Raw genomic sequence first — 24,696 nt, forward strand, 5'->3', positions numbered from 1 at the left:
TAAAAAATTTGATTTAATACTGAGTCACGTGAATTGTGACTCAGTTTTTTTATATGTAAACATAGAAAAAAATGTTAAAGTTAATTATACAATAGTATAAGAAAGAGGAAGTTTATGAATATAAATCCAAATAATATCAACTTAATTATAAGTGCTGTTAAAAAAGCGCAGTACCCTGACACTGGTTTAACAGAAGTAGCGTTAAGTGGACGCTCAAATGTAGGTAAATCTACATTTATTAATAGTATGATTGGGCGCAAAAATATGGCGCGAACGTCACAACAACCTGGTAAGACTCAGACATTGAATTTCTATAATATAGATGAACAACTTATTTTTGTTGATGTACCGGGATATGGATACGCTAAAGTAAGTAAAGTTCAACGAGAAAAATTTGGTAAAATGATTGAAGAATATATTACACAACGAGAGAATTTAAAACTTGTTATTCAACTTGTCGATTTAAGACATCAACCTACTGAAGATGATGTACTAATGTACAATTATCTTAAACATTTTGATATACCAACACTTGTAATATGTACTAAGGAAGATAAAATTGCTAAAGGAAAAGTACAAAAGCATATCAAAAGAATAAAAGACAAATTAGAATTAGAGCCTGGAGACAATATTATAAGCTATTCTTCAATTAAGAATAGTAAACAGCAAGAAATTTGGAACTTTATTGAAACATATATATAAATTTTTTCAATTAGAGAAATGTATTTTAACCACAATAAAAAAATGTCGTTATTTTGACAAAAAATTGAATGTAGATTATAATCTTTCTAATTTATTTAAGCATTCCACTTAAACATCTTTTTAAATGTGTTATACTTGTTTTATTGTTAGTATATGGAGGGCGTTATAAATGCATTTTGTTGCAATTAGCATAAATCATCGAACAGCTGATGTAACATTAAGAGAGCAAGTTGCTTTTAGAGATGATGCCTTACGATTAGCACATGAAGATTTATATGAAACTAAAGCAATTTTAGAAAATGTCATTTTATCTACATGTAATCGTACTGAAGTATACGCTATTGTTGATCAAGTTCATACAGGACGTTATTATATACAAAGATTTTTAGCGCGCTCTTTTGGATTTGAAGTAGATGATATTAAAGATATGTCGGAAGTTAAAGTGGGGGACGATGCAGTTGAACATTTATTGCGTGTCACTTCTGGCTTGGATTCAATTGTGCTTGGTGAAACACAAATTTTAGGACAAATGCGCGATGCATTTTTCTTAGCACAAAATGCTGGCACAACTGGAACGATTTTTAATCATCTATTTAAACAAGCGATTACTTTTGCTAAAAAAGCACACAGTGAAACAGATATTGCAGATAATGCTGTAAGTGTTTCTTATGCTGCTGTTGAATTAGCTAAAAAGGTATTTGGAAAATTAAAAAGTAAACATGCTGTCGTTATTGGAGCGGGGGAAATGGGTGAATTATCACTCTTAAATCTTTTAGGTTCTGGAATTTCAAGTGTAACAATTGTTAATCGGACATTGTCTAAAGCTAAAATTTTAGCCGAAAAACACAATGTTTCATATGATTCGCTTTCAGCATTACCATCTTTATTAGAAACTACAGATATAGTAATTAGTTCTACAAGTGCTAAAGACTATATCATTACTAATTCTATGGTGAAAACAATTTCAGAAACTAGAAAACTGGATTCATTAGTTCTGATTGATATTGCGGTTCCACGAGACATTGAACCAGGTATTGATGCAATTACAAATATTTTTAATTATGATGTTGATGATTTGAAAGATTTGGTAGATGCCAATTTAAGAGAACGTCAATTAGCTGCTGAAACTATTGCAGCACAAATACCTGAAGAGATTGATTCACACAATGAATGGGTTAATATGCTTGGCGTTGTACCTGTAATCAGAGCTTTACGTGAAAAAGCTATGAATATCCAAGCAGAAACTATGGAAAGTATTGATCGTAAATTGCCAGATCTCTCTGAAAGAGAACGTAAAGTCATTTCGAAACATACAAAAAGTATTATCAATCAAATGTTAAAAGATCCTATCAAACAGGCTAAGGAATTAAGTACTGATAAAAAAAGTAATGAAAAATTAGAGCTATTTCAAAACATATTTGATATTGAAGCCGAAGATCCTCGTGAAAAAGCAAAGTTAGAAAAAGAGAGTAGAGCAAAGGAAATCTTAGCGCATCGAATATTTAGTTTTGAATAAGCATATTAATTTGGTGATGATATGCAAGAAACCCTGTTAATTAGATTTCATGAAATCATATTAATGATTTATCTGTTTAGTATTATATGTTACTTTGTTGATTTCATTAATAAAAATTATAAGACTAGAACTGTAGGTTTTTATTCATTAGGGATTGTTTGGGTTTTACAAACAATCTCTTTGTCTATTTTTTTTATTCATACTAAACAAGTGCCACTAGGTTCTATATTTGACGTTTTTTTCTCTTTAACATGGATTATTATATCAATTTCGTTGATATTGAATTTGATTAAAGTAATGAATTTTTCCGTTTTCTTCCTTAATTTGATAGGATTTATTCTAATGACTTTAAATACATTTCAGCCTGAACATTATCAAACGCAAATTCAACAAGTTGCAGTAATTAATGAGTTATTACTTATTCATATAGCACTTGCAGTATTAAGTTATGCATTTTTTGCAATCGCATTTGTAAATTCATTACTCTATATTATTCAATATCGAAATTTAAAGGAGAAAAATTTCGATCAAAATTACTTTAGAATTGGTAGTGTTGCTACTTTAGAAACAATCGTTTTCTATTCTACACTTGTTGCATGGATTATCCTTATATTAAGTACAATTTTAGGTGCGCAATGGGGGATCTTTGCAGTCGGTAAAAGGATATTTATAGATCCAAAAGTAATATTTTCATCAATTATTACTTTATTATATGGTGTTTATATTTTGATTAGAATAAAAAAATGGATATCACAAAGAAATCTTATCTATTTTAACATTATATTATTTTGTTTGTGTATGATTAATCTATTCTTTTTAACTCATTTTAGGTAAGAAATAACCTGTTTTTCATATAAAAATCGGTATCTAGGAGGCATTTAACGTATGCGTAAATTAATTGTTGGGTCGCGAAGAAGTAAGTTAGCGCTAACACAAAGTCAACAATTTATTGATAAATTAAAATTTATCGATCCGTCTTTGGATATTGAAATAAAAGAAATTGTAACTAAAGGCGACAAAATTGTAGATAAACAATTATCCAAAGTTGGAGGTAAAGGACTTTTTGTTAAGGAAATTCAAAATGAATTATTTAACAAAGAGATAGATATGGCAATACATTCACTAAAGGATGTACCAAGTATAATTCCTGACGGTCTCACATTAGGATGTATTCCTGACAGAGAAATCCCTTTTGATGCCTATATAGCAAAAAATCATATTCCATTAGAAGAATTGTCTGAGGGTAGCATTGTAGGTACAAGTTCTTTACGTCGTGGCGCTCAAATTTTATCAAAATACCCACATTTAAAAATTAAGTGGATTCGTGGAAACATCGATACTCGATTAAAAAAATTAGAGACTGAAGATTACGATGCAATTATATTAGCCGCCGCTGGATTAAAACGCATGGGTTGGTCAGATAATATTGTTACGACTTATCTTGATAGAGATGTATTACTGCCTGCTATAGGTCAGGGTGCACTTGGTATTGAGTGTAGGAGTGATGACAAAGAACTTTTAAATTTATTAGCTAAAGTACACAATCATGATGTAGCACAATGTGTGACTGCTGAACGTACTTTTCTATCAGAAATGGATGGCAGCTGTCAGGTTCCTATAGGTGGATATGCAACAATTGTTCAAGATAACCAAATTGAATTTACAGGACTGATTATGTCTCCAGATGGTAAGGAAAGATACGAACATACTACATTGGGTTCTGATCCTGTACAATTAGGTATAGAAGTGAGTCGAGTACTTAAAAAACAAGGTGCTTATGACATAATTAAAAAGTTAAATGAAGCAGAATAATACTAAACTCTATTATAGAGGTGAAACAAGTTTATGAAACCAGTTATAGTTATGACGCAGACGAATGAAGTTCATAGTCATTTAGTTGATATTATCCACAAGCCTTTTATCCAACTAAAACAACTTCATTTTAATGAAAAATTGCTTGATCATAGCTACGACTGGCTTATTTTTTCGTCTAAAAACGCAGTAAAATACTTTTATCCTTATTTAAAAAACGTTAAAGTTAAAAAGGTAGCTGTTATAGGTGATAAAACAGCTCAGTATTGCAATGAACTAGGTATTAGTGTCGACTTTGTGCCACGTGATTTTTCGCAAGAAGGCTTTTTGGATGAGTTTAAGATTAGAGAACAACATTTATTATTGCCCTCAAGTGAAAAAGCACGTCCAAAATTAGTTCAACAATTGAGCAAATATAATGAAATCGTTAAAATAGATTTATATAGACCAGTACCGAATTTTAAAAATATAAGTCAAGTTAAGGCACTTGTTAGAAAACATCAAATAGACGCAGTGACTTTTTCAAGTTCATCTGCAGTTGAATTTTATTTTAAAGAGGGCAATGTGCCTGAATTTGATCATTATTTTGCTATCGGTAAGCAAACTGCTAGGACCATTTTAAAATTCAATGCATCTGTAAAAGTGGCAAATAAACAAACATTAGATTCACTTATTGATAAAATTATAGAAAGTAGGGAACAAAATGAAATTTGATAGACATAGAAGATTACGTTCATCTAAGACAATGCGTGATTTAGTAAGAGAAACTCATGTTAGAAAAGAAGATTTAATATATCCAATATTTGTAGTTGAGCAAGATGATATAAAAAGTGAAATTAAATCATTGCCAGGTGTATACCAAATTAGTTTAAATTTATTGCATGAAGAGATTAAAGAGGCATATGATTTAGGTATTAGAGCAATTATGTTCTTCGGTGTTCCAAATGAAAAAGATGACATCGGATCTGGTGCATATGATCATAATGGAGTTGTTCAAGAAGCGACACGAATATCCAAGAATTTATATAAGGATTTACTTATTGTGGCAGATACTTGTCTTTGTGAATACACAGATCACGGACACTGTGGCGTTATTGACGATCATACGCATGATGTAGACAATGATAAATCACTTCCATTACTTGTAAAAACAGCTATTTCTCAAGTTGAAGCTGGAGCTGACATCATTGCTCCAAGCAATATGATGGATGGTTTTGTTGCTGAAATTCGTGAAGGCCTTGATCAAGCGGGATATCAAAATATTCCTATCATGAGTTATGGTATTAAATATGCTTCAAGCTTTTTCGGTCCATTCAGAGATGCTGCAGATTCAGCACCTTCATTTGGGGATAGAAAAACCTATCAAATGGATCCTGCAAACCGTTTAGAAGCATTAAGAGAATTGGAAAGTGATCTTAAAGAAGGTTGTGATATGATGATAGTTAAACCATCTTTAAGTTATCTAGATATTATTAGAGATGTAAAAAATAATACGAACGTGCCAGTTGTAGCATACAATGTTAGTGGAGAATATAGTATGACAAAAGCAGCAGCGCTAAATGGTTGGATAGATGAAGAGAAAATTGTTATGGAACAAATGATATCTATGAAACGTGCAGGTGCTGATTTAATAATTACTTACTTTGCAAAAGATATCTGTCGTTATTTAGATAAATAGATGATAATTGTGGAGGTCATATGATGAGTTTTGAAAAATCTATTAAAGCAATGGAACATGCTGAGAAATTAATGCCTGGTGGTGTTAACAGTCCCGTAAGAGCATTTAAATCAGTAGACACACCAGCTATTTTTATGGATCATGGTGAAGGATCTAAAATATATGATATTGATGGAAATGAATACATTGATTATGTGCTAAGTTGGGGTCCATTAATTCTTGGACATAAAAATCAACAAGTTATATCCAAATTACATGAAGCAGTTGATAAAGGTACAAGCTTCGGCGCTTCAACACTTCAAGAAAATAAACTTGCTGAACTTGTGATTGACCGTGTACCTTCAATTGAAAAAGTAAGAATGGTTTCCTCAGGAACTGAAGCTACTTTAGACACACTTCGTTTAGCTAGGGGTTATACAGGACGTAATAAAATTATAAAATTTGAAGGGTGTTATCATGGACACAGTGATTCTTTACTGATTAAAGCAGGATCAGGTGTTGCAACACTAGGTTTACCTGATTCACCAGGCGTCCCTGAAGGTATTGCTAAAAATACTATCACGGTGCCATATAATGATTTAGATTCACTTAAATTAGCGTTCGAAAAATATGGCGATGATATTGCTGGTGTTATTGTAGAACCGGTTGCTGGAAATATGGGGGTAGTGTCTCCAGTGAATGGATTTTTACAAGGTTTAAGAGATATTACTACTGAATATGGAGCATTACTTATATTTGATGAAGTGATGACTGGTTTCCGTGTAGGTTACAATTGTGCGCAAGGATACTTTGGTGTAACACCTGATTTAACTTGCTTAGGAAAAGTGATAGGTGGAGGTTTACCCGTTGGAGCTTTTGGTGGTAAAAAAGAAATTATGGATTACATTGCTCCTGTTGGGACTATTTATCAAGCCGGCACACTTTCAGGTAATCCTTTAGCAATGACTAGTGGTTATGAAACATTGAGTCAACTTACTCCTGAATCTTATGAGTATTTTAATTCTCTAGGAGATATACTTGAAAAAGGATTAAAAGAGGTATTTGCTAAGCACAATGTTCCAATCACAGTAAATCGCGCTGGTTCAATGATTGGTTACTTCTTAAATGAGGGGCCTGTAACAAATTTTGATGAAGCGAATAAAAGTGATTTAAAATTATTTAGTAACATGTATAGAGAAATGGCTAAGGAAGGTGTTTTCTTACCACCTTCACAATTTGAAGGAACATTTTTATCAACTGCACATACTAAAGATGATATTGAGAAAACTATTCAAGCATTTGATAATGCATTAAGTCGTATTGTGTGATAATTTTAAAATATAATTATTTAAATTAATTGAGTCTAGGGCAAAAATCAATGTCCTAGACTTTCTTAACTTATAAGTAGTTTATAACTGAATTGAAGATGCACTTATATCAAATTTTAAAGCTATTTTATGTCATCAATACAGAAAATTTCACTAGGAAATTCAACAGATAAAGCAAGTTGGGATTCGGGGCCCCAACAAAAAGAATTTCACTAGGAAATTCAACAGACAAAGCAAGTTGGGGTTCGGGGCCCCAACAAAAAGAATTTCACTAGGAAATTCAACAGACAAAGCAAGTTGGGGTTCGATGGTGGACAAGGAATTTAAGATGCATTTTGTTCTATTCTTTTATTTAAATAAAGTTATAAAATTTTTTCGACTTACTTTTAACGAAAGTAGAGTGGTATTTTGAATCGGAATTTTATTAATAATTTAATCATATTATTAATTGCTATTATGTTAAGTCTATTATTAAAAATGTTACATGTGATTTTGCCATTTATGTTTGGACCAATATTAGCGGCGTTATTATGTGTAAAAGTATTAAAATTAAAAATTCGATGGCCATTTTGGTTAAGTCAAATCGGTTTAATATTACTTGGAGTTCAAATTGGCTCTACATTTACACAACAAGTGATTAAAGACATAAGTAAAAATTGGTCAACTATCGTTTTTGTCACTATCCTACTAATTTTATTAGCTTTGATAATTGCATTCTTTTTTAAGAAAATTGCACAAGTGAATTTAGAAACTGCAATTTTAAGTGTCATACCAGGTGCGCTAAGCCAAATGTTAGTGATGGCAGAAGAAAATAAGAAAGCAAATATATTAGTTGTGAGTTTAACACAGACATCACGTGTAATATTTGTTGTTATTTTAGTACCACTTATTTCGTATTTTTTTCAGGATAATCATCATGAAATGAATCATCCTACAATGGAAGTACCTGCACTTTCTCAGACTTTAAATATATGGCAAATAATCATCTTATTCTCAATGGTGGGTATCATCTATATAGGAATGTCAAAAATTAACTTCCCCACTAAACAATTATTAGCACCTATAATAGTTTTAATTATATGGAATATGACAACACATTTAACATTTTCACTAGATCATTGGTTGTTAGCCACAGCGCAACTTATTTATATGATACGTATTGGATTACAGATTGCCAACTTAATGAGTGATTTAAAGGGAAGAATTGCAATAGCAATAGTCTTTCAAAATATAATGCTCATAGTCACAACGTTTATAATGATAATAGGAATACATTTGATTACTAATGAATCCATCAATGAATTGTTTTTAGGAGCAGCACCAGGAGGTATGAGTCAAATAGTTTTAGTGGCTATGGCTACTGGAGCTGATGTAGCGATGATTTCAAGCTATCACATTTTTAGAATATTTTTTATATTATTTGTCATTGCGCCACTAATTGGTTATTTTATTAATATTAGATTAAATGAAAAATGATTTTAATGACCTGAGTTATACGTTTTTTAAATAAAACTTTGAAAATATTTGCGAGCAAATGTAATTATTTAAAAGTGAAATTTGGATAAATTAAACGTTGTAAACTTTTAGTATGTGTGAAAAAACTCATATTGTTTGAATACCCATAGCCCAACTTTTAGCTATGTTTCACCCATGATTTGGTTTAAATGGACATCCTTCAAGATGTGAGTCATACAATCCAGCAGCTTCTAAAAATGAGAACACGGTTACTGGACCTAAAAATTTAAAACCATATGCTTTTAAATCTTTTGATAATTGAGTAGCTCGTTGATCAACTTTTTTACGATCTCTAGGTTTTTTATAACCCATATTTATGGGTTGATGATTTACATAGGACCATAAAAATTTACTAAAACTACCATAGTCTTTTTCGATTTTTAAATATCCCTTCGCTTGGCTCACAATTGCTTCTAATTTTTTACGATTGTGAATAATGTTTGGGAATTTCATTAAATGATCAATATCCTTTTCAGTCATTTGTGCGATAAATTGAGGTTCAAAGTTGTAAAATGCCTGTTCATACGATTCCTTTTTCTTTAATATTGTCAACCATGATAAACCTGCATGTTGTGATTCAAGAGCCATTAGCTTAAATAATTCTTTGCTATCATAGATTGGTTGTCCCCAATAATAATCATGATACTCTAGATATGTGGAATCAGTTGTGTTAAAAGCACATTCGTTCATAAATTCATCTCCAATACATTGACTTATTTTAATATCCATTATAATATAAATGGGTAAAAGAATATATTATTTGGGAAGAGTAAGTTTATATCATTTTAAAGAGAGCATATGGTGGCTGTGAATATGTAAATGATTAAGTCTGAAGGTAGCCCTATTTTATAACTTCTATTGAAACATAGATGACAAGTAGGTAGAAGCGTGTATGAGCGTTAATCAGAGACTTAAGTGCTTGAAGAAAAGAATGAATTATTTCTTCTTGAATATAGGTGGTACCACGGAACAGAACATCCGTCCTATTTTTTATAGGATGGATGTTCTTTTATTTTTTAGGAGGTAGACATATGGAAATGAAACCAAAATATGATCCAAGAGAAGTTGAAAAGGGTCGTTATGAGGAATGGGTAAGTAATGGTTACTTTAAACCATCTGAAGATAAATCTAAAGAGGCATATACAATTGTAATTCCGCCCCCTAATGTTACAGGTAAATTACATTTAGGTCATGCATGGGATACTACATTACAAGATATAATAACTAGAATGAAAAGAATGCAAGGATACGATACTTTATATCTGCCTGGTATGGATCATGCTGGTATAGCAACTCAAGCAAAGGTTGAAGCAAAACTTAATGAACAAGGTATATCCAGATACGACTTAGGAAGAGAGAAATTTTTACAGCAAGCATGGGATTGGAAAGAAGAATATGCAACATTTATTAGACAACAATGGGCTAAACTTGGCTTAGGGTTAGATTATAGTAGAGAACGCTTTACATTAGATGATGGTTTAAGTAAAGCTGTAAGAAAAGTATTTGTTGATTTATATAATAAAGGTATTATTTATCGTGGCGAAAGAATTATTAACTGGGATCCTAAAGCTAGAACAGCTTTATCAGATATTGAAGTCATTCATGAAGATGTCCAAGGTGCTTTTTATCATTTTAAATATCCTTATGCTGATGGGAATGGATATATAGAAATAGCTACTACACGTCCTGAGACTATGTTAGGTGACACTGCTATCGTTGTAAATCCAAATGACGAAAGATATAAAGATGTGATTGGTAAAACAGTTATATTACCTATTGTAGGAAGAGAGTTACCTATTTTAGCTGATGAATACGTTGATATTGAATTTGGTTCAGGAGCGATGAAAGTTACTCCGGCACATGACCCTAATGACTTTGAAATTGGTCAAAGACATCAATTAGAAAATATTATAGTCATGGATGAATATGGTAAGATGAACGAAAAAGCTGATAAATACAAAGGGATGGATAGATTTGATTGTAGAAATCAGCTTGTTAAAGACTTAAAAGAACAAGATCTTGTTATAAAAATTGAAGAACATACACATTCAGTTGGACATTCTGAACGTTCTGGTGCAATTGTAGAACCTTATTTGTCCACACAATGGTTTGTAAAAATGAAACCTTTGGCACAAAGAGCTTTGGATAATCAAAATACAAAAGATAGAATTGACTTTTTCCCAGGTAGATTTGAAAATACATTCAATCGCTGGATGGAAGAAATTAGAGATTGGACGATTTCACGTCAACTATGGTGGGGACACCAAATACCTGCTTGGTATCATAAAGACACAGGTGAAGTCTTTGTTGGTGAAGAAGCGCCTGAAGACATCGAGAATTGGATACAAGATGAGGATGTATTAGATACATGGTTCTCAAGCGCACTTTGGCCGTTTTCAACATTAGGATGGCCTGACACAAATGCTGATGATTTTAAACGATATTATCCGACAAATGCATTAGTTACTGGTTATGACATCATTTTCTTCTGGGTAGCCCGTATGATTTTCCAAGGATTAGAATTTACTGATAGAAGACCATTTAATGATGTATTACTCCACGGTTTAGTCAGAGCTGAAGATGGACGCAAAATGAGTAAATCATTAGGTAATGGTGTTGATCCAATGGATGTTATTGACGAGTATGGCGCTGACAGTCTACGTTACTTTTTAGCAACAGGATCTTCACCAGGTCATGACTTGAGATATTCTACTGAAAAAGTTGAATCAGTTTGGAATTTCATTAATAAAATATGGAATGCTGCACGTTTTAGTTTAATGAATATTGGTGAAGGTTTTAAAGTCGAAGATATAGACCTAAGTGGTAATTTGTCATTAGCAGATCAATGGATATTGACTAGATTAAATGAAACGATATCTACAGTAACCGAATTAAGTGACAAATACGAATTTGGTGAGGTAGGTCGTGCACTTTATAATTTCATTTGGGATGAGTTCTGTGACTGGTATATTGAAATGAGCAAGATACCTATGAATGGCAAGGACGAATCTCAAAAGCAAACGACGCGATCAGTACTTAGTTATGTTTTAGATAAAATAATGAAAATGTTACATCCATTTATGCCTTTTGTGACAGAAACAATTTGGCAAAGTCTTCCACACCATGGAGAAACAATTGTTAAAGCTAACTGGCCAACTGTTGATCAAGCATTAATCTTTAATGAAAGTAAACAAACAATGGAACAATTAGTTGAAATTATTAAGTCTGTCCGTCAATCAAGAGTTGAAGTTAATACACCGTTATCTAAAGCAATACCGATTTTAATTCAAACTAAAGATGAAAAGATTAAACAAACACTTATGGATAACATAAGTTACCTACACAAATTCTGTAATCCAAGTCAATTGACTATTGATACTGAGATTGAAATTCCAGAAAAAGCAATGACATCTGTAGTAGTTGCTGGTAAGGTAGTTCTGCCATTAGAAGGTCTTATTGATATGGACAAAGAAATTGCTCGACTTGAAAAAGAATTAGATAAATTACAAGGCGAGTTAGATAGAGTAGATAAAAAGTTATCCAATGAGAATTTTGTAAATAAAGCACCAGAAAAAATAATTAATGAAGAAAAAGAAAAACAACAACATTATCAAGAAAAATATAATGGTGTTAAATCAAGAATTGAACAATTAAAGGCATAGGAGCATGATCATGAATTACCTAGACAGCTTGTATTGGATACACGAAAGATCTAAATTTGGTATCAAACCTGGCGTCAAACGTATGGAATGGATGCTAGAACAATTAAATAATCCCCAACATAAAATAAGAGGTATTCATGTGGGTGGAACAAATGGTAAAGGTTCAACTGTTGCATACTTGAGAACCGCATTAATTGAGAACGGATACTCAGTCGGAACATTTACCTCACCATTTATCGAAAGTTTCAATGAACGTATCAGTTTAAATGGTGTACCAATTATGAACGATGAACTTGTTCAATTAGTTGAACAAGTTAAACCTGTTAGTGAAGCCTTAGAGATAGAAACAGATTTAGGTGGGGCTACTGAATTTGAGATTATAACAACAATGATGTTCCTTTACTTTGGTGAGATAAATCCTGTTGATTTTGTGATAATTGAAGCAGGTTTAGGAATAAAAAATGATTCGACGAATGTTTTTAAACCTGTTCTATCCATACTCACAAGTATAGGACTTGACCATACAGATATCTTAGGTACAACTTATTTAGATATCGCAAAAGACAAGGCAGCTATAATTAAACCACATATACCGATTGTTTATGCGGTGAAAAATGACGATGCTTTAAAGTATGTGAGAGATTATGCGCTAGAACAAAACGCAAAACCAATCGAATTGGATCGGGAGATTACCGTTGTCTCCCAAGATGATGAGTTCACATACCGGTATAAAGATTATGAATTAGAAACTATCATTCTTAATATGTTAGGGGAACATCAAAAGGAAAATGCAGCACTTGCAATTACTGCTCTCATTGAATTAAATGAAAGACAAATTATAGAACTAGATTTTAATAAAATGATAGACGGTATAGAATCTGTGAACTGGACAGGTAGAATAGAACAAGTAAAAGAACAACCATTAATGGTTGTTGACGGTGCTCACAATAATGAAAGTGTTGATGCGTTAGTAGACACAATTAGACATTATTATGGAAGAGATAAAATTGATATTTTATTTTCTGCCATTAAAGGAAAGCCAATTCATAGTATGATTAACAAATTAAATGATATTGCCTCAAAATTCTATATAGCAGATTTTGAGTTTCCAAAAGCATTAGCTAAAGAAGAAATTGCCGAAGAATTGAAATTAGATAATTTACATTTAATTGATGATTATGTTGATTTTATTGAAAATTACGAAGGTGATGGGCTGATTATTACTGGAAGTTTATACTTCATCAGTGAGGTAAAAGCAAAAATTAATTTTAATTAAATTCAAAAGAGTGACAACTGCAGTTAAAACTGTAAGTTTCACTCTTTCTTTGTATAATCTTCTTTAATAATTTATGTTTATTAAAGTATAGAAAAAAGACATACTCACGAATGAATTGTAAAATTCCCCTCATATTTACTTTTATTTAAGACTGCTTATAATAAATATTGAGGAGTGTGATATATGCTATTACTTGCCTATACTTGTAGCATTATATTTAGTTTTCTTTATCAATTTTGCAATCAAAATATATTAAAACTTCAATACCTTTATTCTAGGTCTCACTGTGATTTTTGTCATACTATCATTAAACCCTTAGATTTACTGCCTATTATAAGTTTTTTAAAACTTCGTGGACAATCTCGTTGTTGTAATCAACCATTACAACGGTTATATTTAATCGGAGAATTCGTTTCGTTTAGTGCGATTTTCTTCTTTTATCCTACTCATTTTAATATACACTTCACATTATTTTTAACAACTTTCCTGTTTCTACTGACGATGTGTCTTTACGATATTCACTCAATGCATATAGATTTAAGACTCTTATTTGTATACACAATCGTATCCGTTTTCGTAACCCAAACCTATTTTGGTAATTTTGTAATGATATTTTTGATTTCACATGTCATTTATCTATTCGCATCTAAATTTATAGGGTATGGAGACATATTGCTTTTTAACATATTGGGACTTATATTTCCGTTAAATTTTTTCTTTTTTATTGTTGTATTTACGTTTATTATTGGGGGGATTTTTGCCATAATTTTAAAATTTTTTTCTTTTAAAGATATTAAATATTTACCTTTAATACCATTTATATTCATATCATTCGTAGTAACTTCATTAGTTTATCGTCACATTTTATTTCTTTTAGGGGGAGAATTTTATTGAGAATAAATGAAATGGCTCTGCATGAAAAACCTAGAGAGCGTTTAATTACATATGGCGCTAAAACTCTATCTAATGTTGAACTTTTAGCAATTCTCTTAAACACTGGTAGAAAAGGATTTTCTAGTATAGACATTGCAAACGAATTATTGAAGCAACAATCCACAATTAGAGATTTAAAAAAAATGTCTATAAATGATCTACTGAAAATAAAGGGCATTGGACTTTATAAAGCTGTAATATTGCAGGCTGCATTTGAACTAGGTGAACGTATAAATTCTACAAGCACCTTAGACAAAGTACAGATTACACATCCTAGTGATGTTGCTAGTCTGATGATGTCGACAATGAAAGATTTAGAGCAAGAACATTTTGTTGTACTTTTACTTAACTCAAAAAATATAGTCACAAAACAAGCTTGGGTATATAAATGCACATTGAATAGTTCGATTATTCATCCAAGAGAAGTATTTAATATTGCAATAAGAGAGTCTTCTAATTCAATAATAGTTGTACATAATCATCCTTCAGGTGATGTAACACCTTCGAAAGAGGATATTACTACAACTTATAGACTTAAAGAGTGCGGAGATATATTAGGTATAAATTTACTTGATCATATTATTATTGGTGATAATAAATTTACGAGTTTAGTCGAAGCGGGGTATTTTGATGAATAAAAAAGCTAGCTAAATACATTAACAATTTTAATTAAAAAATTTGTATAGCTAACTTATCATTTATTATTGAATAAAACCTGAAAAGTTTTGAAAATGCTCAAATAACCATAATACACCTTGATAGCCTAAATAGATACATAACAAAACAATGCCAGCTGAAATCAAAAAGCGTAATATAGATAATCCAACTTTAAATAAGAGGATGACTAGCAAAACAATTAAAATAATCGTTAAAATGCTCATTGTGTTGAACCTCCTTAAATCACTTATATTGTATATGTAGTATTATATATTATATTAACAGATTTGCCATCGGTCTATAGATACATCATCTATACGGCTATAGTCTGATGTAATGAAAAATATTTTAAATTATACTAAATTTGATTTGTAAAGGGGGGGTTCGTATGAGGTATATCTTTAGTGTTATAAAAAATATTATTGCAGTAATAGCGATAATATTGATTATATATATAGCTCTTCAACATGCACCATTTCTCAAAAATCAAGAATGGAACCCACTTAATGATATGAACAATCATCATCAAAATATCACACAAAAAGCGAGTCAAAAAAATAATACACTCTATTCACAGCCTAGTAACGATAAAAGTTACATTTTAAAAGATAATGATATCATCAATAATGTTCCAGCAAGTCAAATCAAGACAGTTTTTAATATGATTGATAAGGCAGAATTTATGTCTGTTTCAGGATTAGAACGTATGGGATTCAATGACGAATATCTTGCTGGTCAACAAGGTGATGAATTTATTATTTATAAATTTGGTGATGATTATATCCGAGTTTATAATACTGAATTCGAAATGAACGAAGACTTAAATCAATTAAAGCAACCTATTAATTTGAAGCCAATTGAAGCCTATCAATAACAATAGGAATGATTCATTTGAAAACCAGTTTTAAATACGTTAGGGTTTATATAGATTATTTATAAAGGTTGGTGTGATTCAAAATGGCTGAACAATCGAAAGAAAAACAAGCTAATGAACAAGCAAAAGCGCAAAATCTTTTTGCTCGCTGGAGAAAAGAAGAAACACTTTATAGTGAGGATGAAAAGAAAGAGAAGTCTTCAAATAAGAAAGATAAAGAATAGCTTATCAAAGTAAAGTGAATCAGTAAGTGTAATACAGTAAGTAAAATTGCTCATTTTAGAATGATATAAATATTTTTATCATTTTAATAAAAATAAAATCTTGATCTTTGTGTTAAGCCTGGGACGATGAATTTTGTTCCAGGTACTTTTATGTTCTGACAGCTAATGATTATACTGAAAAATTATTTGAAGTCTAGTTATATCAAGATTTAGTGCCGTTTTCCAAAGCTCGTTTAATCTATCTATTTTATTAATTAGATTAGTTAATGTTAGTTCTAAAGTGGCAAATAATAAAATAGAATCAATTTCGTAAAGTTAGTGCTTTATTTAACTGAATGAGTAATATAAAATATATAAAGATACTAATTTTAGTCATATAGAGGTGTTCTGGGTGCTTAAGTTTTTTAGAAATAACAAGCTCATTGTCGTTTTGTGTGCAATGATTATTTTTATTGCATTAATAGGGTTATCGATACGTTCTCAGACCCAATCTCCACCTGAACAATACGTAGGGGACTCTGTATCATTTGGACAAAGAGTTATTAGTTATCCAATTCAATTTGTTACTGGATCTATTGGTGATTTATTTGAAAAAGGAAGCTCAAAAAAGGATAAAAATAAAATCAAACAACTTGAAGCTAAAAATGAAGAGTTAGAATCAGAAAATAAGAAATATAAAAAAGAACTTGATATCAAAGATTTATCAAAATATGAACCTATTTCTACTACAGTTATTGCGAGAAACCCAGATCAATGGATGAATACGATATTAATAGATAAGGGCTCTAAAGCAGGTATAAAAAATAATATGGCCGTCATGACATCAGAAGGATTAGTTGGAAGAGTAACCAAAGTTAATCAATTTTCATCACAAGTAGACCTTATTTCCACTCATACTCGGGCAGGAAAATTATCTGTTAATATTCACCACGGTACTAAGAATATTTTTGGTTTAATTGATCGATACGACAATAAAAACGAAGAATTGATCATAAGTGATATTAATAACAAAGATAGCGTTAAAAAAGGAGATAAAGTAGTAACAAGTGGATTAGCAGATCAATTACCTAGTGGGTTGTATATAGGTGAAGTAACAAAAGTCGAAAATGATCAATACGGGCTTGCAAAACAAGTACGGGTCAAAACTGGAGCTGATATGACAGATTTAACTCATGTATATGTTGCTAAACGTGATGTTAGTACTATTCCTAATGAAGGTAGTGATAATTAATGCGTACTTTTTATTACTTTCTAATAGGAATACTTCTATTTTATATTGATACCATTATAGGGCTTACCATCCCCATGCATTTCGGAAAAATTGATATTATTTTTGTACCACATTTAACTATCATGTACATTCTTATCATGACTGTTTACCGAGGTTTTGGCGTTGCTATGTCTTTAGCTTTCTTCTTCGGAATAGTAACTGATTTATATTTCGGAAGTATATATGGTCTATATATGTTTGGATATATCATTTTAGTTGTTATAGTTGATAAATTTTTTAAGATCTTTTATCGTGATTATTCTGTATTATTTTTTATCATTTTATTATCCACAGTATTTTTAGAAATATATGTGGCTATGATTTATGGAGTAATAGGTTTCATTGAATTTAATTTAATAGAGTTTGTATTATTAAGACTTATTCCAACTCTCATCATTAATTTTTTACTACTAATTATGTTATTTCCTATTATTATTAAATTTACTAAAAAAATAAAAAACACAATTGACAGTAAGGCTTAGTGATGGTAAGATGCAGTAGTTGAGTGGTTTCAAGCTACATACAACCGCTCACATACAGGTTGAAGTACAATCATATTGTCACCTGTATATGGCGTGACTTATTATATAGGAGGTGCAAAGTATGTTTGCTATTATTGAAACAGGTGGAAAACAAATCAAAGTAGAAGAAGGTCAAGAAATCTACGTTGAAAAATTAAATGCTAACGAAGGTGACTCTTTCACTTTTGATAAAGTTTTATTTGTAGGTGGCGACTCAGTTAAAGTTGGTGCTCCAACAGTTGAAGGTGCATCAGTAACTGCGACAGTTAATAAACAAGGACGCGGTAAAAAAATTACTGTCTTCACTTACAAACGTCGTAAAGACTCTAAACGTAAAAAAGGCCATCGTCAACCATATACTAAATTAACTATCGATAAAATCAACGCATAATCGTATGATTACTGTTGATATTACGGTTAATGACGAAGGTAAGGTCACAGATGTAGTCATGGATGGTCATGCAAATCATGGTGAATATGGTCATGATATTGTCTGTGCAGGAGCATCAGCAGTCTTATTTGGAAGTGTTAATGCTATAATGGGATTAACATCAGAGAAGCCAGATATCAACTATGAAGATGACGGCGGATATTTTCATATAAGAAGTGTTGATACGAATAACAAAAAAGCTCAATTAATTCTTCAAGCAATGTTAGTTTCTTTACAAACGATAGAAGAAGAATATAATGAAAATATCAAATTAAATTATAAGTGAGGTGTATCCCGATGTTAAAATTAAACTTACAATTCTTCGCATCTAAAAAAGGGGTAAGTTCTACAAAAAACGGACGTGACTCTGAGTCTAAACGTTTAGGTGCAAAACGTGCTGATGGTCAATATGTATCAGGTGGTTCTATTCTTTATCGCCAACGTGGTACTAAAATCTACCCTGGTGAAAATGTAGGTCGTGGTGGCGATGATACATTATTCGCTAAAATCGACGGCGTTGTTAAGTTTGAACGCAAAGGTCGCGACAAAAAGCAAGTTTCTGTATACGCAGTTGCTGAATAATTTTGTCTAGTAAACACCAGAAGTGAATACTTCTGGTGTTTTATTTTGTTTAGGTAAAAATACTTATTGACTATAGTTTTTATATCATTATGTATAGTGATATAATTAATAAGATGAAAATTTCGGAGTAAAAGAGGTGAGATATATGTTCGTCGATCAAGTGAAAATATCTCTAAAAGCTGGTGATGGAGGTAATGGCATCACTGCTTATAGAAGAGAAAAATATGTACCTTTTGGTGGTCCAGCTGGTGGCGACGGTGGTAAAGGTGCTTCTGTGATATTTGAGGTGGATGAAGGATTGAGAACTTTATTAGATTTCAGATATCAAAGACATTTTAAAGCTAAAAAAGGCGAAAATGGTCAAAGTAGCAACATGCATGGTAAAAATGCGGAAGACTTAGTGTTAAAAGTACCACCAGGTACAATTATTAAAAGTGTTGAAAGTGAAGAAGTGCTTGCAGATTTGGTTGAAGATGGCCAACGTGCTATTGTAGCTAGAGGAGGACGTGGCGGGCGTGGTAACTCAAGATTTGCTACCCCTAGAAATCCTGCACCTGATTTTAGTGAAAATGGTGAGCCAGGCGAAGAATTAGAAGTAACTTTAGAGTTAAAATTGTTAGCAGATGTTGGATTAGTAGGTTTTCCTAGTGTTGGTAAATCCACATTGCTTTCAATAGTTTCTAAAGCGAAACCTAAGATAGGTGCTTATCATTTTACGACAATAAAACCTAATCTAGGTGTCGTTTCAACGCCTGATCATAGAAGTTTTGTTATGGCAGATTTACCAGGATTAATTGAGGGCGCTTCTGATGGTGTCGGCCTTGGACATCAATTCTTAAGACATGTTGAACGAACTAAAGTGATTGTCCATATGATTGATATGAGTGGGTCAGAAGGTCGAGACCCATTAGATGATTATAAAATTATTAATCAAGAATTAATAAATTATAAACAACGCTTAGAAGATCGTCCGCAAATTATAGTAGCAAATAAAATGGATTTACCTGATTCACAAGGGAATTTGTCACTTTTTAAGGAACAATTAGATAATGATGTGACAGTCGTTCCTGTTTCAACTATTACGAGAGACAATATTGATCAATTATTATATCAAATTGCTGATAAGCTCGAGGAAGTTAAAGATGTTGACTTCTCGGTTGAAGAAGATGAGAATTTAGGTGTTAATCGTGTATTATATAAACACACACCATCAGCAGATAAATTTACTATTTCTAGAGATGATGACGGCGCATATGTAGTGAGTGGCAATGCTATTGAAAGAATGTTTAAAATGACTGATTTCAATAGTGATCCAGCTGTAAGAAGGTTTGCAAGACAAATGCGGTCAATGGGTATTGATGATGCTTTAAGAGAGAGAGGTTGTAGCAATGGTGATATTGTTAGAATCTTAGGTGGAGAATTTGAATTTGTCGAATAGGGGTGTCTAAATTGGACAATAAAGACAATCGAAAATTTTATTTAATTAGAGAAGATGTACTACCAGAATCTGTCATCAAAACTTTAAAAGTTAAGGATGCTTTAAAAAATAATTCGAATTTGTCCATTTATGATGCTGTAAAACAATTCAATCTCTCTAGAAGTGCATTTTACAAATACAGAGAGACAATATTTCCAGTAGATGAAAAAATATTAGATCAAAGAGAATTTACTTTGATTTTATATGTAAATGATATTGTTGGAATGTTAGCCCAAGTTCTTAATGCAATCTCGCAACTTAAATTATCAGTTTTGACAATACATCAAAGTGTTCCAATTGAAGATAAAGCGACAATCACATTATCTTTGAATGCGAGAAATTCTAATTTATCCATTGACGAGGTCATTGAATCATTAAGAGAGATAAATCATGTAACTAAAGTAGACTTAATAAGTATGACTATGTAAAGGAGTACTGACATGTATGCATATATTAAAGGAACATTATCTCAATTGTTCCCTACACATGTAGTAGTTGAGACATGTGGCATAGGTTATGAAATACAAACGCCTAATTCGTATCGTTTTCAAAAATATCTTGAAAAAGAAGTCCAAATTTATACTTCACTAATTGTACGAGAAGATGCCCAATTACTATATGGCTTTATCAATGAAGAGGAAAAAGAAATGTTTCTTAGCTTAATAAAAGTGACTGGTATAGGACCTAAATCCGCTTTGGCGATACTTGCTTCAAGTACACCACATGAAGTTAAATTAGCTATCGAAAATGAAAATGATGCTTATTTAACACAATTTCCTGGGATAGGAAAGAAAACTGCAAGACAAATTGTGTTAGATTTAAAAGGGAAGGTTACAATTACTGAAGAAAATAGTGACGATTTATTACAAACTCAAGTTAATGGTAATGAGCAAAATCAAATTATATCTGAAGCACTATTAGCTTTACAAGCACTGGGCTATTCTAAACGAGAATTAAGTAAAGTAGAAAAATCACTCAACAAACATAATGTGAATAGTGTGGATGAAGCCGTTAAAATAGGACTACAAACACTAGTTTCTTAATGGAGGAAGTCAAATGGATAAAAGAATGGTCGATCAAGAATTTCATAATGAAGATACTGACTTGGAATTATCACTAAGACCAACACAATTAAAGCAGTATATAGGTCAATCCTCTATAAAAAGTAATTTAGAAGTCTTTATCAAGGCTGCCAAACTTAGACAAGAGCCTCTCGATCATGTCTTGTTATTTGGTCCTCCAGGACTAGGTAAAACGACTCTATCAAATATCATTGCTAATGAGATGGATGTAAATATTCGTACTATTTCAGGACCATCTTTAGAAAGACCAGGTGACTTAGCAGCGATATTATCTGGGTTACAGCCAGGTGATGTGTTATTTATCGATGAAATTCATAGATTAAGTAGTGTTGTTGAAGAAGTTCTGTACCCTGCTATGGAGGACTTTTTCTTAGATATCATTATTGGTAAAGGCGATGAAGCAAGAAGCATTCGAATAGATTTGCCGCCTTTTACATTAGTTGGAGCAACGACAAGAGCCGGTAGTTTGACGGGCCCGTTAAGAGATCGTTTTGGTGTGCATCTTAGATTAGAGTACTATAATGAAAATGATTTAAAGGAAATCATCACGCGAACTGCAGAGGTGCTTGGAACGGACATCGATAAGGAAAGTGCTTTAGAATTAGCTCGTCGCTCTAGAGGTACACCTAGGATAGCGAATAGGTTACTAAAACGTGTAAGAGACTTCCAACAAGTAAATGAAGATGATCAGATATATATTGAAACGACTAAACGAGCATTACAATTATTGCAGGTCGATCAACAAGGTTTAGATTACATCGACCATAAAATGATGAATTGTATTATTAATCAGTACAACGGTGGTCCTGTTGGATTAGATACAATTGCAGTTTCAATAGGTGAAGAACGAGTGACTATAGAAGATGTATATGAACCTTTCTTAATCCAAAAAGGTTTCTTGGAAAGGACTCCACGTGGGAGAAAAGCAACTGCTTTAGCCTTTGAACACTTTAATACTACTAACGAAAAGAGGAAATAATTTGAATATCGAAGATTTCGATTATCATTTGCCAGAGTCTCTCATTGCACAAACACCACTAAAAAACAGAGACCAAAGTAGATTGTTAGTTCTTAGAAAAGATACTGGTGAGATGACACACTTACATTTTAGAGATGTCATCCATTATTTTGAGCCAGGTGATACATTAGTTCTTAATGATACACGTGTTATGCCTGCTAGATTATTTGGCCTAAAAGAAGAAACTGGTGCTAAAGTTGAAATGCTAATGCTCACCCAAATTGAAGGTAATGATTGGGAAGTTTTACTTAAACCTGCAAAGAGAATTAAAAAAGGTCATCGTCTAAATTTTGGAGATGGTAAAATCGTTGCTGAGTGTATTGAGGAACTCGAACAGGGCGGGCGTATTATGCGTCTACATTATGAGGGTATACTTCAAGAACGCTTAGATGAATTAGGTGAGATGCCATTACCTCCATATATTAAAGAAAGATTAGATGATCCTGATAGGTATCAAACGGTTTATGCTAAAGAAAGTGGATCAGCAGCTGCACCAACAGCAGGTTTACATTTTACTGATGATTTATTAAATAAAATTGAACAAAAAGGGGTTCATATTGCCTTTATTACATTACATGTTGGATTAGGAACCTTTAGACCCGTAAGTGTTGATAATATCGATGATCACGAAATGCATAGTGAGTATTATCAAATGACACAAGAAACGGCTGATTTATTAAATCAAACAAAAGAAAATGGTAAGCGTGTGATATCAGTTGGGACAACATCAACGCGTACATTAGAAACGATACGTCGTGATCATCCTCAATTTGTTGCTACAAGTGGATGGACTGATATCTTTATTTATCCTGGCTTTGAGTTTAAAGCGATAGATGGGTTAATTACTAATTTCCACTTACCTAAATCAACGTTAGTCATGCTAGTTTCAGCATTTAGCAGTAAAAAATATATTTTAAATGCTTATCATAAAGCTGTTGAAATGGAGTATCGATTCTTTAGCTTTGGAGATGCAATGTTAATTATATAAAAGAATGTGAGGTTTAACATATGCCTGCAGTGACATATGAGCATATAAAAACATGTAAACAATCCGGTGCCAGATTAGGAATTGTACATACACCGCATGGATCTTTTGAAACACCAATGTTTATGCCGGTTGGGACAAAAGCAACAGTTAAAACAATGAGCCCGGAAGAATTAAGAGACATAGAAGCAAAGATTATATTAGGAAACACATATCATTTGTGGTTACAACCAGGAAATGATATTATCAAGCACGCTGGGGGATTACACAAATTCATGAATTGGGACGGTCCAATTTTAACAGATTCTGGTGGTTTCCAAGTATTTAGTTTAAGTAATTTGCGTAAAATTTCTGAAGAAGGTGTAGAATTTAGACATCATACTAATGGCTCAAAACTATTTTTGAGTCCTGAAAAGTCTATGCAAATACAGAATGATTTAGGTTCTGATATTATGATGGCATTTGATGAATGTCCACCAATGCCAGCTGAATATGAGTACGTCAAAGATTCAATCGAACGTACAACTCGATGGGCATCCAGATGTTTAAAAGCACATCAACGCCCTGAAGATCAAGCACTGTTCGGCATTATTCAAGGTGGAGAATACAAAGACTTAAGAGAACAAAGTGCTAAAGAACTTGTCAATCTTGATTTTCCAGGGTATGCAATAGGAGGGCTGTCTGTAGGTGAGCCAAAACCTGTTATGTATGACATGGTTGAACATACAGAACAATTTATGCCGAAAGATAAACCTAGATATTTAATGGGAGTAGGTTCTCCTGATGCTTTGATTGAATGTAGCATTAGGGGTATGGATATGTTTGATTGTGTATTGCCTACTAGAATTGCTAGAAATGGTACTTGTATGACATCAAATGGTCGATTAGTTGTTAAAAACGCTAAATATGCAGATGATTTAAGACCACTTGATGAACAATGTGACTGTTATACATGTCAACATTACACAAGAGCTTATATTAGACATCTAGTTAAAGCGGAAGAAACTTTTGGTATCCGTCTTACTACTATTCATAATTTACATTTTCTGCTAAAATTAATGGAAGATATTAGGCAAGCCATTCGAGAAGACCGTCTTTTAGATTTTAAAGATGAATTCTTTGAACAATATGGATTAAATGTAGAAAACCCTAAAAACTTTTAAAGAGGAGTAACT

Annotated in this window: 27 protein-coding genes and 2 other annotated features; of the genes, 25 read left to right on the forward strand and 2 right to left on the reverse strand. The window is 32.0% G+C overall.

Features of this window, described 5'->3' with window-relative positions; translation table 11 throughout:
* The first annotated feature begins 114 nt into the window (after positions 1 to 114).
* From yihA to ACVBFA_RS07670, 8 genes are all read left to right on the forward strand, one after another.
* The gene (gene yihA, locus ACVBFA_RS07635; protein WP_002446642.1) at positions 115 to 702 is read left to right on the forward strand and encodes a ribosome biogenesis GTP-binding protein YihA/YsxC; all 588 of its coding nucleotides are present in this window, start codon (positions 115 to 117) and stop codon (positions 700 to 702) included.
* A gap of 169 nt (positions 703 to 871) precedes the next feature.
* Positions 872 to 2,218 carry a glutamyl-tRNA reductase gene (gene hemA / locus ACVBFA_RS07640; RefSeq protein WP_002446641.1) on the forward strand — a complete coding sequence of 449 codons (1,347 nt, stop codon included), beginning with the start codon at positions 872 to 874 and terminating at the stop codon, positions 2,216 to 2,218.
* A gap of 21 nt (positions 2,219 to 2,239) precedes the next feature.
* Positions 2,240 to 3,052, forward strand: coding sequence for a cytochrome c biogenesis protein (ccsA, locus tag ACVBFA_RS07645; protein ID WP_002446640.1), 813 nt, complete (start codon positions 2,240 to 2,242; stop codon positions 3,050 to 3,052).
* 51 nt (positions 3,053 to 3,103) lie between these two features.
* The gene (gene hemC / locus ACVBFA_RS07650) at positions 3,104 to 4,030 is read left to right on the forward strand and encodes a hydroxymethylbilane synthase (RefSeq protein ID WP_002487471.1); all 927 of its coding nucleotides are present in this window, start codon (positions 3,104 to 3,106) and stop codon (positions 4,028 to 4,030) included.
* 33 nt (positions 4,031 to 4,063) lie between these two features.
* Positions 4,064 to 4,744, forward strand: coding sequence for a uroporphyrinogen-III synthase (locus ACVBFA_RS07655; protein ID WP_002491795.1), 681 nt, complete (start codon positions 4,064 to 4,066; stop codon positions 4,742 to 4,744).
* Positions 4,734 to 5,708: a porphobilinogen synthase gene (hemB, locus tag ACVBFA_RS07660; RefSeq protein ID WP_002446637.1), complete on the forward strand. Its 975-nt coding sequence runs from the start codon at positions 4,734 to 4,736 to the stop codon at positions 5,706 to 5,708. The genes ACVBFA_RS07655 and hemB overlap by 11 nt, the downstream gene beginning before the upstream one ends.
* 23 nt (positions 5,709 to 5,731) lie before the next feature.
* The gene (gene hemL / locus ACVBFA_RS07665) at positions 5,732 to 7,015 is read left to right on the forward strand and encodes a glutamate-1-semialdehyde 2,1-aminomutase (protein ID WP_126122634.1); all 1,284 of its coding nucleotides are present in this window, start codon (positions 5,732 to 5,734) and stop codon (positions 7,013 to 7,015) included.
* Between the two features lie 408 nt (positions 7,016 to 7,423).
* The gene (locus ACVBFA_RS07670) at positions 7,424 to 8,491 is read left to right on the forward strand and encodes an AbrB family transcriptional regulator (protein WP_447158807.1); all 1,068 of its coding nucleotides are present in this window, start codon (positions 7,424 to 7,426) and stop codon (positions 8,489 to 8,491) included.
* Between the two features lie 168 nt (positions 8,492 to 8,659).
* Here the strand turns inward: ACVBFA_RS07670 and ACVBFA_RS07675 are convergent, their stop codons facing one another.
* Positions 8,660 to 9,220 (reverse strand): DNA-3-methyladenine glycosylase I, encoded by a 561-nt coding sequence (locus tag ACVBFA_RS07675; protein WP_126122637.1) that lies wholly within the window; start codon positions 9,218 to 9,220, stop codon positions 8,660 to 8,662.
* 63 nt (positions 9,221 to 9,283) lie between these two features.
* Positions 9,284 to 9,519: a binding site (T-box leader), on the forward strand.
* 42 nt (positions 9,520 to 9,561) lie between these two features.
* Here ACVBFA_RS07675 and ACVBFA_RS07680 point away from each other — a divergent pair.
* From ACVBFA_RS07680 to radC, 4 genes are all read left to right on the forward strand, one after another.
* The gene (locus ACVBFA_RS07680) at positions 9,562 to 12,192 is read left to right on the forward strand and encodes a valine--tRNA ligase (RefSeq protein ID WP_126122635.1); all 2,631 of its coding nucleotides are present in this window, start codon (positions 9,562 to 9,564) and stop codon (positions 12,190 to 12,192) included.
* Between the two features lie 10 nt (positions 12,193 to 12,202).
* The gene (locus ACVBFA_RS07685; RefSeq protein ID WP_002487455.1) at positions 12,203 to 13,468 is read left to right on the forward strand and encodes a bifunctional folylpolyglutamate synthase/dihydrofolate synthase; all 1,266 of its coding nucleotides are present in this window, start codon (positions 12,203 to 12,205) and stop codon (positions 13,466 to 13,468) included.
* A gap of 183 nt (positions 13,469 to 13,651) precedes the next feature.
* On the forward strand, positions 13,652 to 14,362 hold the full coding sequence (locus ACVBFA_RS07690; RefSeq protein ID WP_049386345.1) for a prepilin peptidase: 711 nt from the start codon (positions 13,652 to 13,654) through the stop codon (positions 14,360 to 14,362).
* Complete coding sequence (gene radC / locus ACVBFA_RS07695; protein WP_126122636.1) at positions 14,359 to 15,039, forward strand: RadC family protein; 681 nt, start codon at positions 14,359 to 14,361, stop codon at positions 15,037 to 15,039. The genes ACVBFA_RS07690 and radC overlap by 4 nt, the downstream gene beginning before the upstream one ends.
* A gap of 63 nt (positions 15,040 to 15,102) precedes the next feature.
* Here the strand turns inward: radC and ACVBFA_RS07700 are convergent, their stop codons facing one another.
* Complete coding sequence (locus ACVBFA_RS07700) at positions 15,103 to 15,282, reverse strand: hypothetical protein (protein ID WP_002446629.1); 180 nt, start codon at positions 15,280 to 15,282, stop codon at positions 15,103 to 15,105.
* 164 nt (positions 15,283 to 15,446) lie between these two features.
* Between ACVBFA_RS07700 and ACVBFA_RS07705 the strand changes: the two genes are divergently transcribed.
* From ACVBFA_RS07705 to tgt, 13 genes are all read left to right on the forward strand, one after another.
* Positions 15,447 to 15,932 carry a DUF4930 family protein gene (locus ACVBFA_RS07705; RefSeq protein WP_002446628.1) on the forward strand — a complete coding sequence of 162 codons (486 nt, stop codon included), beginning with the start codon at positions 15,447 to 15,449 and terminating at the stop codon, positions 15,930 to 15,932.
* A gap of 83 nt (positions 15,933 to 16,015) precedes the next feature.
* The gene (locus ACVBFA_RS07710; protein WP_002446627.1) at positions 16,016 to 16,156 is read left to right on the forward strand and encodes a hypothetical protein; all 141 of its coding nucleotides are present in this window, start codon (positions 16,016 to 16,018) and stop codon (positions 16,154 to 16,156) included.
* Between the two features lie 391 nt (positions 16,157 to 16,547).
* On the forward strand, positions 16,548 to 17,387 hold the full coding sequence (gene mreC / locus ACVBFA_RS07715) for a rod shape-determining protein MreC (RefSeq protein ID WP_002475153.1): 840 nt from the start codon (positions 16,548 to 16,550) through the stop codon (positions 17,385 to 17,387).
* A complete protein-coding gene (gene mreD, locus ACVBFA_RS07720) occupies positions 17,387 to 17,908 on the forward strand; it encodes a rod shape-determining protein MreD (RefSeq protein ID WP_002446625.1) in 522 nt (173 codons plus the stop codon). Before mreC ends, mreD begins: the two co-directional genes overlap by 1 nt.
* Before the next feature lie 32 nt (positions 17,909 to 17,940).
* Positions 17,941 to 18,017, forward strand: a sequence feature (ribosomal protein L21 leader region).
* Positions 18,018 to 18,029: 12 nt separating this feature from the next.
* Complete coding sequence (rplU, locus tag ACVBFA_RS07725; RefSeq protein WP_001830820.1) at positions 18,030 to 18,338, forward strand: 50S ribosomal protein L21; 309 nt, start codon at positions 18,030 to 18,032, stop codon at positions 18,336 to 18,338.
* Between the two features lie 4 nt (positions 18,339 to 18,342).
* Entirely contained in the window at positions 18,343 to 18,663 is a 321-nt protein-coding gene (locus tag ACVBFA_RS07730; RefSeq protein WP_126122710.1) for a ribosomal-processing cysteine protease Prp, read from the forward strand.
* Positions 18,664 to 18,674: 11 nt separating this feature from the next.
* Positions 18,675 to 18,959 (forward strand): 50S ribosomal protein L27, encoded by a 285-nt coding sequence (gene rpmA, locus ACVBFA_RS07735; RefSeq protein WP_001830822.1) that lies wholly within the window; start codon positions 18,675 to 18,677, stop codon positions 18,957 to 18,959.
* 145 nt (positions 18,960 to 19,104) lie between these two features.
* On the forward strand, positions 19,105 to 20,397 hold the full coding sequence (gene obgE, locus ACVBFA_RS07740; RefSeq protein WP_002446624.1) for a GTPase ObgE: 1,293 nt from the start codon (positions 19,105 to 19,107) through the stop codon (positions 20,395 to 20,397).
* Between the two features lie 11 nt (positions 20,398 to 20,408).
* Entirely contained in the window at positions 20,409 to 20,864 is a 456-nt protein-coding gene (locus ACVBFA_RS07745; RefSeq protein WP_002457789.1) for an ACT domain-containing protein, read from the forward strand.
* 12 nt (positions 20,865 to 20,876) lie between these two features.
* On the forward strand, positions 20,877 to 21,479 hold the full coding sequence (gene ruvA / locus ACVBFA_RS07750) for a Holliday junction branch migration protein RuvA (RefSeq protein WP_002457788.1): 603 nt from the start codon (positions 20,877 to 20,879) through the stop codon (positions 21,477 to 21,479).
* 13 nt (positions 21,480 to 21,492) lie between these two features.
* Positions 21,493 to 22,497, forward strand: coding sequence for a Holliday junction branch migration DNA helicase RuvB (ruvB, locus tag ACVBFA_RS07755; protein ID WP_002487462.1), 1,005 nt, complete (start codon positions 21,493 to 21,495; stop codon positions 22,495 to 22,497).
* Between the two features lies 1 nt (position 22,498).
* A complete protein-coding gene (gene queA, locus ACVBFA_RS07760; protein ID WP_002487446.1) occupies positions 22,499 to 23,524 on the forward strand; it encodes a tRNA preQ1(34) S-adenosylmethionine ribosyltransferase-isomerase QueA in 1,026 nt (341 codons plus the stop codon).
* 20 nt (positions 23,525 to 23,544) lie between these two features.
* A complete protein-coding gene (gene tgt / locus ACVBFA_RS07765; RefSeq protein WP_126122759.1) occupies positions 23,545 to 24,684 on the forward strand; it encodes a tRNA guanosine(34) transglycosylase Tgt in 1,140 nt (379 codons plus the stop codon).
* Positions 24,685 to 24,696: the final 12 nt, after the last annotated feature.

Source organism: Staphylococcus sp. MSU001 (assembly GCF_052976705.1).